This is a genomic window from Amycolatopsis benzoatilytica AK 16/65, assembly GCF_000383915.1.
Lineage (GTDB): Bacteria > Actinomycetota > Actinomycetes > Mycobacteriales > Pseudonocardiaceae > Amycolatopsis > Amycolatopsis benzoatilytica.
The window spans coordinates 5,158,249-5,172,322 of record NZ_KB912942.1 but is presented as its reverse complement, the minus strand read 5'-3'; the positions used below and the strand labels follow the sequence as shown (position 1 = coordinate 5,172,322).

The 14,074-nt window shown below is 68.9% G+C and carries 12 protein-coding genes; 9 read left to right on the top strand and 3 right to left on the bottom strand.

The genetic code is table 11. The annotated features are described in order from the left end of the window. The first annotated feature begins 66 nt into the window (after nt 1–66). The 3 genes from AMYBE_RS0123745 to AMYBE_RS0123735 are packed head-to-tail and all read left to right on the top strand — an operon-like array spanning nt 67 to nt 3,429. On the top strand, nt 67–777 hold the full coding sequence (locus AMYBE_RS0123745; protein WP_027927938.1) for a hypothetical protein: 711 nt from the start codon (nt 67–69) through the stop codon (nt 775–777). Between the two features lie 11 nt (nt 778–788). Continuing rightward, nucleotides 789–2,942 (top strand): NAD-dependent DNA ligase LigA, encoded by a 2,154-nt coding sequence (gene ligA / locus AMYBE_RS0123740; protein WP_027927937.1) that lies wholly within the window; start codon nt 789–791, stop codon nt 2,940–2,942. Beyond that, nucleotides 2,935–3,429 carry a GNAT family N-acetyltransferase gene (locus AMYBE_RS0123735; RefSeq protein ID WP_020661885.1) on the top strand — a complete coding sequence of 165 codons (495 nt, stop codon included), beginning with the start codon at nt 2,935–2,937 and terminating at the stop codon, nt 3,427–3,429. Before ligA ends, AMYBE_RS0123735 begins: the two co-directional genes overlap by 8 nt. A 672-nt stretch (nt 3,430–4,101) precedes the next feature. On the opposite strand, the gene AMYBE_RS0123730 is transcribed toward AMYBE_RS0123735, so the two are convergent. After that, nucleotides 4,102–4,755: an ACT domain-containing protein gene (locus AMYBE_RS0123730; RefSeq protein WP_027927936.1), complete on the bottom strand. Its 654-nt coding sequence runs from the start codon at nt 4,753–4,755 to the stop codon at nt 4,102–4,104. 222 nt (nt 4,756–4,977) lie between these two features. Between AMYBE_RS0123730 and gatC the strand changes: the two genes are divergently transcribed. From gatC to AMYBE_RS0123710, 4 genes are read left to right on the top strand one after another with little or no spacing between them, the layout of a single operon-like run. Further along, complete coding sequence (gatC, locus tag AMYBE_RS0123725; protein ID WP_020661883.1) at nt 4,978–5,277, top strand: Asp-tRNA(Asn)/Glu-tRNA(Gln) amidotransferase subunit GatC; 300 nt, start codon at nt 4,978–4,980, stop codon at nt 5,275–5,277. Next, nucleotides 5,274–6,791: an Asp-tRNA(Asn)/Glu-tRNA(Gln) amidotransferase subunit GatA gene (gene gatA, locus AMYBE_RS0123720; protein ID WP_020661882.1), complete on the top strand. Its 1,518-nt coding sequence runs from the start codon at nt 5,274–5,276 to the stop codon at nt 6,789–6,791. The genes gatC and gatA overlap by 4 nt, the downstream gene beginning before the upstream one ends. Further along, nucleotides 6,788–8,293, top strand: coding sequence for an Asp-tRNA(Asn)/Glu-tRNA(Gln) amidotransferase subunit GatB (gene gatB / locus AMYBE_RS0123715; protein WP_020661881.1), 1,506 nt, complete (start codon nt 6,788–6,790; stop codon nt 8,291–8,293). Before gatA ends, gatB begins: the two co-directional genes overlap by 4 nt. After that, complete coding sequence (locus AMYBE_RS0123710; protein WP_020661880.1) at nt 8,294–8,812, top strand: hypothetical protein; 519 nt, start codon at nt 8,294–8,296, stop codon at nt 8,810–8,812. 289 nt (nt 8,813–9,101) lie between these two features. Here AMYBE_RS0123710 and AMYBE_RS0123705 read toward each other — a convergent pair whose 3' ends face one another. After that, nucleotides 9,102–10,310 carry a PQQ-dependent sugar dehydrogenase gene (locus AMYBE_RS0123705; RefSeq protein WP_027927935.1) on the bottom strand — a complete coding sequence of 403 codons (1,209 nt, stop codon included), beginning with the start codon at nt 10,308–10,310 and terminating at the stop codon, nt 9,102–9,104. Nucleotides 10,311–10,368: 58 nt separating this feature from the next. Between AMYBE_RS0123705 and AMYBE_RS0123700 the strand changes: the two genes are divergently transcribed. After that, nucleotides 10,369–11,277 carry a 2-hydroxyacid dehydrogenase gene (locus AMYBE_RS0123700; RefSeq protein WP_020661878.1) on the top strand — a complete coding sequence of 303 codons (909 nt, stop codon included), beginning with the start codon at nt 10,369–10,371 and terminating at the stop codon, nt 11,275–11,277. Nucleotides 11,278–11,381: 104 nt separating this feature from the next. Further along, nucleotides 11,382–11,957, top strand: a complete 576-nt coding sequence (locus AMYBE_RS0123695) for a DoxX family membrane protein (protein ID WP_020661877.1) — start codon at nt 11,382–11,384, stop codon at nt 11,955–11,957. A gap of 261 nt (nt 11,958–12,218) precedes the next feature. Here AMYBE_RS0123695 and ilvD read toward each other — a convergent pair whose 3' ends face one another. Beyond that, nucleotides 12,219–14,063, bottom strand: coding sequence for a dihydroxy-acid dehydratase (ilvD, locus tag AMYBE_RS0123690; protein ID WP_027927933.1), 1,845 nt, complete (start codon nt 14,061–14,063; stop codon nt 12,219–12,221). Nucleotides 14,064–14,074 lie beyond the last annotated feature (11 nt).

The window sequence follows — 14,074 nt, the reverse complement described above, 5'->3', positions numbered from 1 at the left end:
AGACGTGCCGAGGGGACGGCGCGTACCGTGGATGCAGAGAGAGACAACCGGGGGAAATTCCGAATCATGCGTTTGTTCCGTCGCCGCTCTGACACCGCATCCGCGGACGCCGCGCCGCCAGATCCTCGTACGCCGTGGCCTGAGCAGCCGGTGCCGTCCGACGCAGCCGCGGCGGCGGTCGCGTTCTGGGAAGGCTGGTACGACCTTTTGCCCGAGGTCAGTGCTGCGCTGGGCGAAGGCGAGCCGCGCCGCGTCGAGCACGACCTGTGTGTGCTGGTCGAGACCTTTCACCCCCGGCTGCACTTCTCGCTGGAGCGAGGTCGGCGGGCAATCTACGCGCTGGTCGTCAGCGGACAGGAAGACCCGGAGCTGCGCCCGTACACGGACGCCTGGAAGGCCGCCGGTCCGCCGGATGACGCCATCTGGGAGTACCACGATTCGGTGCCGCCGGTCCCGGATCCGACCGAGGTCGCGGTGAACCTGGGGGAGCATCGGATCTCGCTCGCCGATGTGCGGATCGTCGCGCAGGTGGAGGGCGGCGTGGTCGACGTCGCGGTCCACCATCCAGCGTTCGCGGACCTCGACGAGGCTGCCCGGACGACGATGACATTCCTGCCGCTCGACGCGACGTTGGGCGAACGAGTAGCCGCAGAGCGGCTGCGTCGGGTCGAGACGGCCGAGGCCGAACCGGAAGGCACGATCGATTTGCTGGAGTTCCGTGAGCTCGTCCTCGGCCTGCCGGAGCAGCCGGGCGTAAGTGTCGGTGCCTCCGACTAGGCTCACCACCCGTGAGCAGTACCGACCTTCCCCAGGACCCGGCGGCCACGGAGGCCGCCCAGGACGTCACAGACGTGCCGGCTGGCGTGCGCGAGCGGCACGGTGCGCTCGTCGAGGAGATCCGCGGCCATCAGTTCCGGTATTACGTGCTGGACTCGCCGATCGTCTCCGACGGCCAGTTCGACGCGCTTCTCGGCGATCTCCAGGCGATCGAGGACGAGTACCCGGCGCTGGTCACGCCGGACTCGCCGACCCAGAACGTCGGAGGCACCTTCTCCACCGAGTTCACCGCGCACGACCATCTTGAGCGCATGCTGAGCCTGGACAATGTGTTCGACCCGGACGAGCTCGCTGCCTGGGTCGAACGCGTCGAGAGGGAAATCGGGTCCACCGAGTACCTGGCTGAGCTGAAGATCGACGGCCTGGCCATCAACCTGCTCTACGCGAACGGCAAGCTCACGCGTGGCCTCACCCGCGGCGACGGCCGGACGGGCGAAGACGTGACGCTCAACATCCGCACCCTCGAACAGGTCCCGGACGAGCTCAGCGGCACCGAAGAATTCCCGGTGCCGAAACTTGTCGAGGTGCGGGGCGAGGTCTACTTCCGGATCGAGGATTTTCTCGAGCTGAACGCGAAAATGGTCGAGGCAGGCAAACCGCCGTACGCCAATCCGCGCAACACCGCGGCTGGCTCGTTGCGGCAGAAGGACCCGAAGGTCACCAGGGAACGCCGGCTCCGGCTGATCTGCCACGGCATCGGCAAGCGCGAGGGCTTCGAACCGGCGACGCAATCGCACGCATACGATGCGCTGGTCGCTTGGGGCTTGCCGGTGTCGCCGCACGCGCGTGTGCTGCGGACCGCCACCGAACTCACCGAACACATCGCCTATTGGGGTGAACATCGGCACGACGCCGAGCACGAGATCGACGGCGTGGTCGTCAAGGTCGATCAGGTCGCGCTGCAACGTCGTCTCGGCTCCACGTCGCGCGCGCCGCGCTGGGCGATCGCCTACAAGTATCCGCCGGAAGAGGCGATCACGACCTTGCTCGACATTCAGGTCGGGGTTGGCCGCACCGGCCGGGTGACGCCGTTCGCGGTGACCGAACCGGTGAAGGTCGCAGGCTCGACAGTCGCCCGCGCGACGTTGCACAACCAGGAAGAAGTGAAGCGCAAGGGCGTCCTGATCGGCGACCGGATCGTGATTCGCAAGGCCGGCGACGTGATCCCCGAAGTGCTCGGTCCGGTCGTAGACGCGCGGACCGGTGACGAGCGCGAGTTCGTCATGCCGGTCAACTGCCCGGAATGCGGCACCGAGCTCGCCTATCAGAAGGAAGGCGACAAGGACATCCGCTGTCCGAACACCCGGTTCTGCCCCGCGCAGTTGCGGGAACGCCTGTTCCACCTGGCCGGCCGGGGTGCGTTCGACATCGAGGTGCTCGGGTACGAGGCCGCGGTCGCGCTGCTCGACGCGCGAGTGGTGGCCGACGAAGGCGACGTGTTCGACCTCGGCGAGGAAGCGCTCGCCGAGGTGGAGCTGTTCCGCACCAAGGCGGGCGAGCTGTCAGCGAACGCGCGGAAGCTCCTGGCGAACCTGGATTCGGCGAAGGACCGTCCGCTCTGGAAGGTGATCGTCGCGCTGTCGATCCGGCACGTCGGGCCGACGGCGGCCCAGGCGCTGGCCCGGGAATTTGGTTCGCTGCAACGAATCGAAGACGCGAGCGAGGGGGAACTCGCGGACGTCGACGGCGTCGGGCCGACTATCGCCCATGCCGTGCAGGAGTGGTTCGAGGTCGACTGGCACCGGGAAATCGTCGAAAAGTGGCGACGTGCCGGGGTACGGATGGAGGAGGAGCGCGACGAGTCCATCCCGCGCAACCTCGAAGGCATGTCGATCGTCGTGACCGGTTCGCTCGACGGGTTCTCCCGCGACGAAGCCAAGGAAGTCATCATGGCTCGCGGGGGCAAGGCCGCCGGGTCGGTGTCGAAGAAGACGGCGTTCGTCGTGGTGGGGGACTCGCCGGGCTCGAAGTACGAGAAGGCGGTGCAGCTCAAGGTGCCGGTGCTGGACGAGAACGGCTTCCGGACATTGCTCGACAACGGACCCGAGGCGGCCGCGGAACTGGCACTCGACACCAGCGAAGGCGGGAAGACTGGCGATGACTGAGATCCAGATCCGTCCAGCGCGTCCGGACGAGTTCGACGCGGTCGGCGAAGTGACTGTCGAGGCGTACCGGGTCGAGGGATTCTTCGAAGTCGACGCCGAGTACGAGGCGAAACTGCGCGACGTCGCCGGCCGAGCGGAACACGCGGAACTGCTGGTCGCGGTCGACCCGGACGGGCAGGTCATGGGGTCGGTCGCGGTGGTGCAACCCGGGAGCGCGCTCGCTGAGATTTCCAGTCCGGGGGAGCTTGAGTTCCGAATGCTGGCAGTCGCCGCGGCAGCGCGTGGGCGCGGGATCGGCGAGGCCCTGACCCGGACGGTGCTGGACCGGGGCCGGGAACTCGGTGTCGGCAAGGTCGTGCTGAGCAGCCTCAACGTGATGCGGACGGCACACCGGCTTTACGGACGAATCGGGTTCCGCCGGGTGCCCGAGCGGGACTGGCATCCGCATCCGGGGGTCGATTTGATCGCGTACGAGTATCCACTCTGAGGTCTTGTCGCAGGTCAGGGCCTGTTGCCGATTTTCGGCGACAAGTCAGAGCGGCGGCTGGCCGACGGTTGTCGTCGTTGGGTGGCAGCGGTTGGACGGTTGTCACGCACGAAGTTCCGGCCGGCCGGGGGATGCATGATGACGCCGAAACCCACTCAAGCCGCCATGCCTATCGTCGGTGCAGCCGCGTTTCTGGCGGTCGCGTGCAGCGCTGCGCCGCCGGGCGGCACCACAACGACAACGGAGACTGTTGCGACCATCACGGCCACGACGGAGACCTTGAGCGTGGCGACGGGCGAGGCAGGCAGTTGGGCTGCACAACCTCCGCGAGGTCGATTCGCCTGGCACCAGTTCGGCCGATGATCAGCGACCAGGACTGACGGCAGACCACCTCAAACCAGGAGCCGTGGTGGACCTAACGCGGTGATCACGCTTTGCGCCGATAAATGCTGACCCGACGTCCCGACGCAGCGGCATTGCCGAGTAACGAGAGCGCGGTTAATGGCCAGCGATCAGTCTCTGGATGTCCAGCGAAGCGGTGACCGCGGCCGTGCCGGGACTACGGGCTGACCGAGACTGCATCCCGCAGCACTCGCAGCTGAAGCAGAACCACCTGACATGCAACTGCGTGTCAGGTGATTCTATGTCAGGACAGCCGACCCAAAACTTGGGTCAGCCGTCCAGTACCACCGCGACGATCCCGGCGAAATGGGCCAGCCGAGCGACTTCGGCGGCGCGGAAATTCGGCCCGCCCGGCCGCGCGACCAGCATCGCGACCCCCGGCTTGCCCAGCGGTGTCGCCGCCAGCTCGGTGCCCAGCTCTTTCCAGGTCTCCGGGACCCAGTCCTCCTCGCCGTCCAGCACCGTGGCGCGCTCCAGCGGCAGCCAGGGCAGGTCCGTGACCGGGTTCTCCGGGGCCGCGCTCGACGAGGCCAGCCGGCGTGGGCCGGATTCCGAGTGTTCGACGATCACCGCCCAGCCCGCGCGGATGATCTTCGGCACGCCCTCGGCGAGCAGGCTCAGCCCTTCTTTCGGCTGGGCCGCGATCTCCTCGACAAGCTCCAGTTCGCGATGGGTGTCGAGGATGCCCGCGTATGGCCGCACGGCGTCGACCTCGACGCCTTCCACGCTCTCGGCCGCGGTGATCAGCGCGTCCGGGAGCCGGCCGGACGGGAGTTCGACCACCAGGTCGTCGATCGCGAGACCGCCGCCGCGCTCCACCACGTCCACGCTCAGGATGTCTGCCCCCACCGTGCCGAGCGCGGTCGCGACCGCGCCGAGGGTGCCAGGGGAGTCCGGTAGCTGGACCCGGATCAGGAACGACACCACGCGCCCCTCTCGCTTCAGGCGTCCCAGCTCTGTTGTGGGACGCGCTTGCCGGGCGCCGATTGTGACAGACCGGTACCCGGTGGGGACCCGCCGTCCGACACGCGGGACGCCCTGCCCGGCTCCCGTCGCCCGGATAACCCGGTCGAGCTGTCCGGCGCCGTCACCATAGACTTGCAGCTTCCGACAGCACCCGCACAGCACACCCCGGGAGTCACCCGCGTGCCCAACATTTCCCGAGACGAGGTCGCACACCTCGCCAAGCTGGCCAGGCTGGCCGTGACCGACGACGAGCTGGACGTCTTCGCCGGCCAGCTCGACCAGATCCTGGACTCGGTGGCGAAGGTCAGCCAGGTCGCCGCGGACGACGTCCCGCCGACCTCGCACGCCGTGCCGCTGACGAACGTCTTCCGTGAGGACGTGGTCCGCCCCAGCCTCGCGCAGGAGGAAGCGCTGGCCGCCGCGCCAGCCGCCGAAGAGGGCCGGTTCCGGGTGCCGCGGATCCTGGGAGAAGAGCAGTGAGCGAACTCGTCAAGCTGACCGCCGCCGAGCTGGCGGCGAAGATCCACTCGCGTGAGGTGTCCGCCGTCGAGGTCGCGCAGGCGCACCTGGACCGCATCGCCGCGGTGGACGACCACGTGCACGCGTTCCTGCACGTCGACACGGAAGGCGCGCTCGGCGCGGCCAAGGCCGTCGACGAGCAGCTGGCCGCGGGCGAGCAGCCGGCGTCGCCGCTGGCCGGCGTCCCGCTGGCGCTGAAGGACGTGCTGACCACGAAGGGCGTGCCGACCACTTGTGGTTCGCGCACGCTCGAGGGATGGCTGCCGCCGTACGACGCGACTGTCACGCGCAAGCTGCGCGAAGCCGGCGTCGTCATCCTCGGCAAGACGAACATGGACGAGTTCGCGATGGGCTCGTCAACGGAGAACTCCGCGTACGGCCCGACGCACAACCCGTGGGACCACGCGCGCATCCCTGGCGGTTCCGGCGGCGGCTCCTCGGCGTCGCTCGCCGCGTTCGAAGCGGCGCTGGCCATCGGCACGGACACTGGCGGTTCGATCCGTCAGCCCGGCGCCGTAACGGGCACTGTCGGCGTGAAGCCGACGTACGGCGGAGTGTCGCGCTATGGGCTCGTGGCGTTCTCTTCTTCGCTCGACCAGGCCGGGCCGTGCGCGCGTACCGTGCTGGACGCCGCGCTGCTGCACGAAGCTATCGCTGGCTACGACCCGATGGACTCGACGTCCATCAACGCACCGGTGCCGCCGGTCGTCGCTGCGGCGCGTGAAGGCGCGAAGGGCGACTTGTCCGGCGTACGCGTCGGCGTCGTGAAGGAGTTCGGCGGCGACGGTTACCAGCCAGGCGTGCTTCGGTCGTTCGATGCTGCTGTGGAGCAGCTTCGCGCCCTCGGCGCCGAAGTGGTCGAGGTGTCGTGCCCGCACTTCACGTACGCGCTCCCCGCGTATTACCTGATCGCGCCGAGTGAAGCGTCGTCGAACCTCGCGCGTTTCGACGCGATGCGGTATGGCCTGCGCGTCTCGGACGACGGCACGCACAGCGCCGAAGAAGTCATGTCGCTGACGCGCGAAAAGGGCTTCGGTGCCGAAGTGAAGCGTCGCATCATGCTCGGCACGTACGCGCTTTCGTCGGGCTACTACGACGCGTACTACGGCTCCGCGCAGAAGGTGCGCACGCTCATCGCGCGCGACTTCACCCAAGCCTTCGAGAAGGTCGACGTGCTGGTCTCGCCGACGACGCCGACCACGGCGTTCAAGATCGGCGAGCGCGTCGACGACCCGATGGCGATGTACCTCGCCGACCTGTGCACCATCCCGTCGAACCTCGCGGGCAACGCGGCCATGAGCGTGCCGAGCGGACTGTCCGACGAGGACGGCCTGCCGGTCGGCTTGCAGATCATGGCCCCCGCGCTCGCCGACGACCGGCTGTACCGCGTTGGCGCCGCGTACGAGGCCGCGCGCGACGCCGCTGCCGGCGGCTCGCTGGTGCACCAGGTTCCGGAACTGGGAGGAACGAAGTGACTGCGGTGGCCGAGTTGATGGACTACGCCGAGGTCGTCGAGCGGTTCGACCCCGTCCTCGGGCTCGAGGTCCACGTTGAGCTCAGCACGAAGACGAAGATGTTCTGCGGCTGCGCCAACGAGTTCGGCGGCGAGCCGAACACCAAGACCTGCCCGACCTGCCTGGGCCTGCCCGGGTCGCTGCCGGTCGTGAACGGCAAGGCGGTGGAGGGCGCGATCAAGATCGGCCTGGCGCTGAACTGCCAGATCGCCGAGTGGTGCCGGTTCGCCCGGAAGAACTACTTCTACCCGGACATGCCGAAGAACTTCCAGACGTCGCAGTACGACGAGCCGATCGCCTTCGACGGCTACCTCGACGTGACGCTGGACGACGGCGAGGTCGTTCGGGTCGAGATCGAGCGCGCGCACATGGAAGAGGACACCGGGAAGTCGCTGCACGTCGGCGGCGCGACCGGCCGGATCCACGGCGCGGAGCACTCGCTGCTCGACTACAACCGCGCCGGTGTGCCGCTGATCGAGATCGTCACCAAGCCGATCACCGGCACCGGTGTTCGGGCGCCCGAGGTGGCGCGTGCGTACGTCACCGCGCTGCGCGACCTGCTGCGTGCGCTCGACGTGTCCGACGTCCGGATGGACCAGGGCTCGCTGCGCTGCGACGCGAACGTGTCGCTGATGGCCAAAGACGCGACGGAATTCGGCACCCGCACGGAAACGAAGAACGTCAACTCGCTGCGCAGTGTCGAGCGCGCGGTGCGGTACGAGATGACGCGCCAGGCGGCGATCCTCGCAGAGGGCGGGTCCATCCACCAGGAGACCCGGCACTTCCAGGAAGCTGACGGCACCACGTCGTCCGGGCGCACCAAGGAAACCGCCGAGGACTACCGGTACTTCCCGGAGCCCGACCTGGTGCCGATCGCGCCGTCGCGCGAATGGGTCGAGCAGCTGCGTGCGGCCCTGCCGGAGATGCCGTGGGAGCGCCGCAAGCGGATCCAGGAAGACTGGAAGCTCTCCGACGAAGCGCTGCGCGACCTGCTGAACGTCGGCGCTGTCGACCTCGTCGCGGCGACGGTCGAAGCCGGCGCGAAGCCGGACGAGGCGCGCGGCTGGTGGGTCAACACGCTGGCGCAGGAAGCGAACACGCGCGAGGTCGAACTGGCCGAACTGGCGATCACGCCGGTTCAGGTCGCCGAGGTGATCGGGCTCGTGTCCTCCGGGGAGCTGACGAACAAGCTCGCCAAGGAGGTCGTACAGGGCGTGCTCGCCGGCGAGGGTTCGCCGCGCGAGGTCGTCGAGAAGCGCGGTCTGAAGGTCGTCTCCGACGACTCGGCGTTGCTCACCGCGGTGGACGAGGCGTTGGCCGCGCAGCCGGACATCGCCGACAAGATCCGTGGCGGCAAGGTCGCCGCGGCGGGCGCGATCGTCGGTGCGGTCATGAAGGCGACCAAGGGCCAGGCCGACGCCAAGCGTGTGCGCGAACTGATCATCGAGCGCGTCGGGTCCTGAGTGGCTTTCTCGGTTGGACGCGTCACCCGGCGCGAGTGGCTCGGCCTGTGCGCTGGGCTCCTCGCGACTGGGTCGACGTTCCTGCCCTGGACGGTGCTGTCTGCCGACACGGCGACGTCGGATGTGCGGGACGCGTTCGGGACGTTGCCGCACAGCGATGTCGTGCGCACGGCTTGGAACTCGGATCTGTTCTCGTGGGGGCCGCCGCTGCTGCTGGTGCTTGCTGGCGTGGCGGTGGTCCTGTTCGGACAGGTGCGGAAGGCTCGGATCAGCGGGCTGCCGCAGTTGTGGCTAGTTGCCGGATTGGCGACGATTCTGCTGATGGTGATCGGCTGGACGACGCTGGACTGGGTGTTCGACAGCGATCAGCGCGCCTTCCTGGAAGCCGCCGGCGTGACGATTTCAGCCGGCGTTGGGCGGTATGCGGGAATGGCGTTCGCGGTCGGGTCGGCGGTGGCCGCGGTGGTGGACATCCGCGCGGCGCGGGTGGAGAGCAGGGCTTCGCGTTCTCGCCGTTGAGTGACGATTCGCTGGTCGATCCTGTTTGAGGGTGGTTGCTGACGGATTCGCCGTTCGGTGGCGACCCTGGGCATCAGGCCCTGAACAAACCTATCGGTGCCTGTCGCCGCCCAATGGCGACGCTCCCCGAGGCGCGACCGGATTGCCGGTGCCGGGCTGCCACAGGCGAGACCAGCACACCTCCGCCGAACCCGGTCCGGGTCGTCGCCGCTTACCGGCCAACCGCAGGTGAACGGCACAATCGCCAGCCGGACGCGCAGCGCATCAGCCGGTCGCGCAGCGGACGGAGTCAGTCCTTCCCCGGTCCGCCGCCGGTGTCGCTCATCACGATCAGGACCACCCGGTCGTCGCTGGAGACCGGTTTGCCGCCGTCTTTGTTGACCGTCCCCGCGACGCCGAGCTGCGGGTTGACCATGCTCATGGCCGCGAGCCGGCCGTACGTCGTGCCCGGCTTGCCTTTGCCGTCCAGGGAGACCGACGGCTTGCCCGTGACGGCTCCGTCCTTGCCGACCGGCACGTTCTGCAAGCCCGTCGCCGATGCGACGCTCAATACCCCGGTCGCGTCGACGAAGTCGATGCAGCCGCCCAGCGTCGGCTTGTCCGGCCAGGTCCAGGCGGGTGTGCTGAGGGGCTGGCCGGACTGCAGCCGGTAAACCGCGTCCGGGCCGTTCGCCGGGTGGTCGGTCACCCAGCGTCGCTGCCCGTCGGATGAGCTGCAGATGCCGCCAGGCGAGTGCAGGCCAGCGGCGTACACGGCGGATCCGGCAGTCGGGTTCCCCGCCGCAGGTTTGCCGGATACGTCGATCCGCAGCACCTTGCCCGCCAGCGAGCTCGGGTCGGTGGCCGAGGCAGGGTTGCCGGCGTCTCCGGTCGCTACGAGCAGTGCTCCGGCTCCGTCGCTGGCGACAGCGCCGCGGTTACCGGTCGGCCCCTTAGGGATTCCGGTCAGCACCGGCTTCGGGGCCTGGCCCTTGGCGAACCGCACGACGCGGTTGTCCGTCGCGGTCGTGACGTAGGCGAAGACAAGCTGGTCCTCGACGTAACTCGGCGAAAGCGCCAGGCTGGTGAGCCCGCCGTCGCCGTCCGCCTGGACGTCCAGCTGTGCGAACGACGCGGCATCGTGGCCGGCGCTGGCCAGCATGACCCGACCGGATTTCCGCTCTCCGGCGAGTGCGGACGGGGAGGATCCGTCGCCGGGCAGACCAGCGACCGCGGAAACCGTGTCCAGACAGGTCGCAATGACAGCCTTGTCGAAGTCTTTGCAGCCCTGCGGCGGCGGCACCGGGGTCGGCGGAGCTTGCGCGGGACCGGGGTGCGGACCGCCGCCGGAATCGGTGCCGTTCTCCTGGATTTGGGGCGGCGACTCAGGGCTTGGCACCGGTGCCGGGGTGAACGTCTGGCCGGCGGCGGTGTCGTCGAACCGCGCACAGCCGGAGAGCACGAGACCGCCGCAGGCGAGCAAGGCCAGCGGGGCCGACCACCGGAACCGGGTACGCATGATGCCCCAGCCTAGGTGGCCCGGCGTGAGCAACTGGTAAGTGGCTACCGTGGTGATCGTGACAGTCACCGTGCTGGTTCCGGACGACGACGGTGTCGCCATACTGTCCGAGAACCCTCTCGTCAACGCCGTGCGCTACGAATGGGGTGCCGAACTGCCGCCGGAGGCTTCGAAAGCCGAAGTGCTCGTTCCGGACATGGACTCGGCCGGCGACGCCATCTGGCGCGATCTGCCGAACCTCAGACTGGTCCAGTTGCTGACCGCCAGCGCGGACGACTGGGTCGGCCGCGTTCCGGACGGCGTCCTGCTGTCCACCTGCCGCGGCGCGCACGGCGGCAGCACTGCGGAGTGGGCGGTGGGCGTCCTGCTGGCGATGTACCGGAATCTGGACGGTTACGCGTCGGCGCAACGGGAGAGGCGGTGGGAGCCGCTGCCGTCGGACACCCTGCAAGGTCAGCACGTGCTGATCGTCGGAGCTGGAGACCTCGGACGGCAGTTGCGGCGGCGATTGGAGCCGTTCGACGTCCGTTGCACGATGGTCGGCATGTCGGCGCGGGAAGGCGTGCACGGCGTCGAAGAACTGCCGGAACTGCTGCCGCACCACGATGTGGTGGTCATGATGGTCCCCCTCACGTCGCGGACACGCGGCATGGTCGATGCGGAGTTCCTGTCCTTGATGCGGGACGGCGCGGTGCTGGTCAACGCAGCTCAGGGGCCGGTGGTGGTGACCGACTCGCTGGTCGCGGAACTCGCTGGCGGGAGGCTGCGAGCCGCGCTCGACGTCACCGATCCCGAACCGTTGCCTGCCGGCCATCCGCTGTGGTCGGCACCCGGTTTCGTGCTGACGCCGCACGTGGCCGGTGCGGTTCGCGGCGTCCGGCGGCGTGCTTATGTGGTGGCCGCTGCGGAAATCGCCCGGTACGCTGGCGGAGAGTTACCAGGCAATCTCGTGCGCGGCGAATACTGACTGTGCCCTAAAGTCGGCCACCACCTCAGGGTGAACCCTGAAAGTGCCCCTGACCTCGGCGTGCTTGCTCGCGAGCAGCGCCGTGATCCCTTAACCTTCGCCGCGTGACCAGTCAAGGGGACGACTACCCGACCAGCCTGCTGTCCGGAGTTGAGGACTCAGGCGGCAGCGACTACGACGAGCCGCGCCAAGGCGGGCTGGGCGTGGGCCTGCTCGTGCTGCGCCTCGGCCTCGGCGTGATCATGGGCGCGCACGGCCTGCAGCATTTGTTCGGCGCTTTCGGCGGACCGGGTGTCGGTGGATTCGCGCAGGTGCTCGAGGCGTTCGGGTACCACAAGCAGACGACGCTGCTGTCCTGGATCACCGGCGTCACCGAAGTCGCGGGCAGCGCGCTGGTGATCGTCGGCCTGTTCACGCCGCTCGCCGCGGCGGGGCTGCTGGGCGTGGCCGCGAACGTCGTCTACGCGAAGTTCCACGGCGGCTTCTTCGAAGGCTCCGGCCAGGGCTGGGAGTTCGAGCTGCTGCTGGGGCTGAGCGCGCTGACTCTGATCTTCACCGGCGCGGGCACCGTGTCGCTGGAGCGGAACACCCCGTGGCGGAAACGGCCGTTGCCGCTGGGGTTGATTTCGCTGCTGCTGTCTGCGGCCGCTTCGGTGGTGGTCATCGTCTTGACGCGGTGACAGCGTGGTCGGGCGGCCGGCCTGCTGGCCGTTGGGGCGACCGAGCTGGTCCCGGCCTGGCGGGCCGTCGCAGGTGGCGGTGCAGGTGTTGCCGTCCTGCGGCGAATGCCTGGTCCGGGCAGGAATCCGGGGACGGAAGGCGCGTAGGCAGTCCGGACCCGTGCAAGTCAGCCGGCACAGAAAATCGGCCGACACGGCAATGGGCCCGCGCACGACGCGCGGGCCCATTGCCGCGTAACGGCGAAACCGGAAAACCCCGGATCAGCGGTTCGGGTCGCGCACCGCGCCGGTGTCGGCCGACGTCGCCATCCGGGCGTAGGCGCGCAGTGCCGAGGTGATTGGTCGCTGCCGGTCCTTGGGCTGCCACGGGCGCTCGGAGGCGTCCATCTTCGCCCGGCGTTCGGCCAGGACCTCCGGGTCGACGAGCAGCTCGAGCCGGCGTTCGTGGACGTCCAGCACGATCTGGTCGCCGTTCTCGACCAGGCCGATGAGGCCGCCTGCCGCGGCCTCCGGGGAAATGTGGCCGACCGAGATGCCGGACGAGCCGCCGGAGAAGCGGCCGTCGGTGATCAGGGCGCACTTCTTGCCCAGGCCGGAGCCCTTGAGGAACGCGGTCGGGTGCAGCATCTCCTGCATGCCGGGGCCGCCTGCCGGGCCTTCGTAGCGGATGACCAGCACCTCGCCCGGCTGGATCTCCTTCTTCAGAATGGCCGACACGGCTTCCTCCTGGCTTTCCAGCACCCGTGCCGGGCCCTGGAAGTGCCACAGGTCCTCGTCGATGCCGGCGGCCTTGATGACCGCGCCGTTCTCCGCGAGGTTGCCGCGCAGGATCGCGAGGCCGCCGTCCTTCGTGTAGGCGTGCTCGATGTCTCGGATGCAGCCGCCCGCGGCGTCGGTGTCCAGCGACGACCAGCGGTTCTCAGTGGAGAACGCCTCGGTCGTCCGGACTCCGCCGGGCGCGGCGTGGAACAGCTCCACCGCCTTCTCCGACGGTGCTTCGGCGCGCACGTCCCATTCGTTCAGCCAGGTGGCGATGTCCGGCGCGTGGACCGCGTGCACGTCGGTGTTCAGCAGCCCGCCGCGGTAAAGCTCGCCCAGGATGGCGGGGATTCCGCCGGCCCGGTGGACATCTTCCATGTGGTAGTCCGAGTTCGGCGCCACCTTCGACAGGCACGGCACGCGCCGGCCGATCGCGTCGATGTCGCTGATCGTGAAGTCGACCTCGCCCTCCCGCGCGGCGGCGAGGATGTGCAGCACGGTGTTCGTCGAACCGCCCATGGCCATGTCGAGCGCCATCGCGTTCTCGAACGCCGCCTTCGTGGCGATCGAGCGGGGGAGAGCGGACTCGTCGTCGTCGCCGTACCAGCGCTGGCACAGCTCGACCACGGTGCGGCCCGCGTTCGAGAAGAGCTCCCGGCGCGCGGCGTGCGTCGCGAGCGTCGAGCCGTTGCCGGGCAGCGACAGCCCGAGCGCTTCGGTGAGGCAGTTCATCGAGTTCGCGGTGAACATGCCGGAGCACGAACCGCAGGTCGGGCACGCGGAACGCTCCACCTCGGACAGCCCGGCCTCGTCGATCGCCGAGTTCGCCGACGCCGCGATGGTGGTGATCAGGTCGGTCGGGGCGTGCGCGACGCCCTCGACGACCACCGCCTTGCCGGCTTCCATCGGGCCGCCGGAGACGAACACGGTCGGGATGTTGAGCCGCATCGCGGCGTTGAGCATGCCCGGCGTGATCTTGTCGCAGTTGGAGATGCACACCAGCGCGTCGGCCTGGTGCGCGTTGACCATGTACTCCACCGAGTCGGCGATGATCTCGCGCGAAGGCAGCGAGTAAAGCATCCCCGAGTGGCCCATCGCGATGCCGTCGTCGACCGCGATCGTGTGGAATTCGCGCGCGACGCCGCCGGCTTCCGCCACCGCCTCGGCGACGATCTCGCCGAGGTCTTTGAGGTGCACGTGGCCGGGCACGAACTGGGTGTAGGAGTTGGCGATCGCGACGATCGGCTTGCCGAAATCGCTGTCGGTCATTCCGGTCGCACGCCAGAGCGAGCGCGCGCCCGCCGCGTTTCGACCGTGAGTGGTGGTCCGGGAACGGAGGTGCGGCACGGCATTCTCCC

Bases quoted from the DNA above. Each gene is read 5' to 3' on its own strand.
- AMYBE_RS0123735 (WP_020661885.1), top strand. From the start codon at position 2,935: ATGACTGAGATCCAGATCCGTCCAGCGCGTCCGGACGAGTTCGACGCG.
- AMYBE_RS0123705 (WP_027927935.1), bottom strand. From the start codon at position 10,310: ATGCGTACCCGGTTCCGGTGGTCGGCCCCGCTGGCCTTGCTCGCCTGC.
- AMYBE_RS0123745 (WP_027927938.1), top strand. From the start codon at position 67: ATGCGTTTGTTCCGTCGCCGCTCTGACACCGCATCCGCGGACGCCGCG.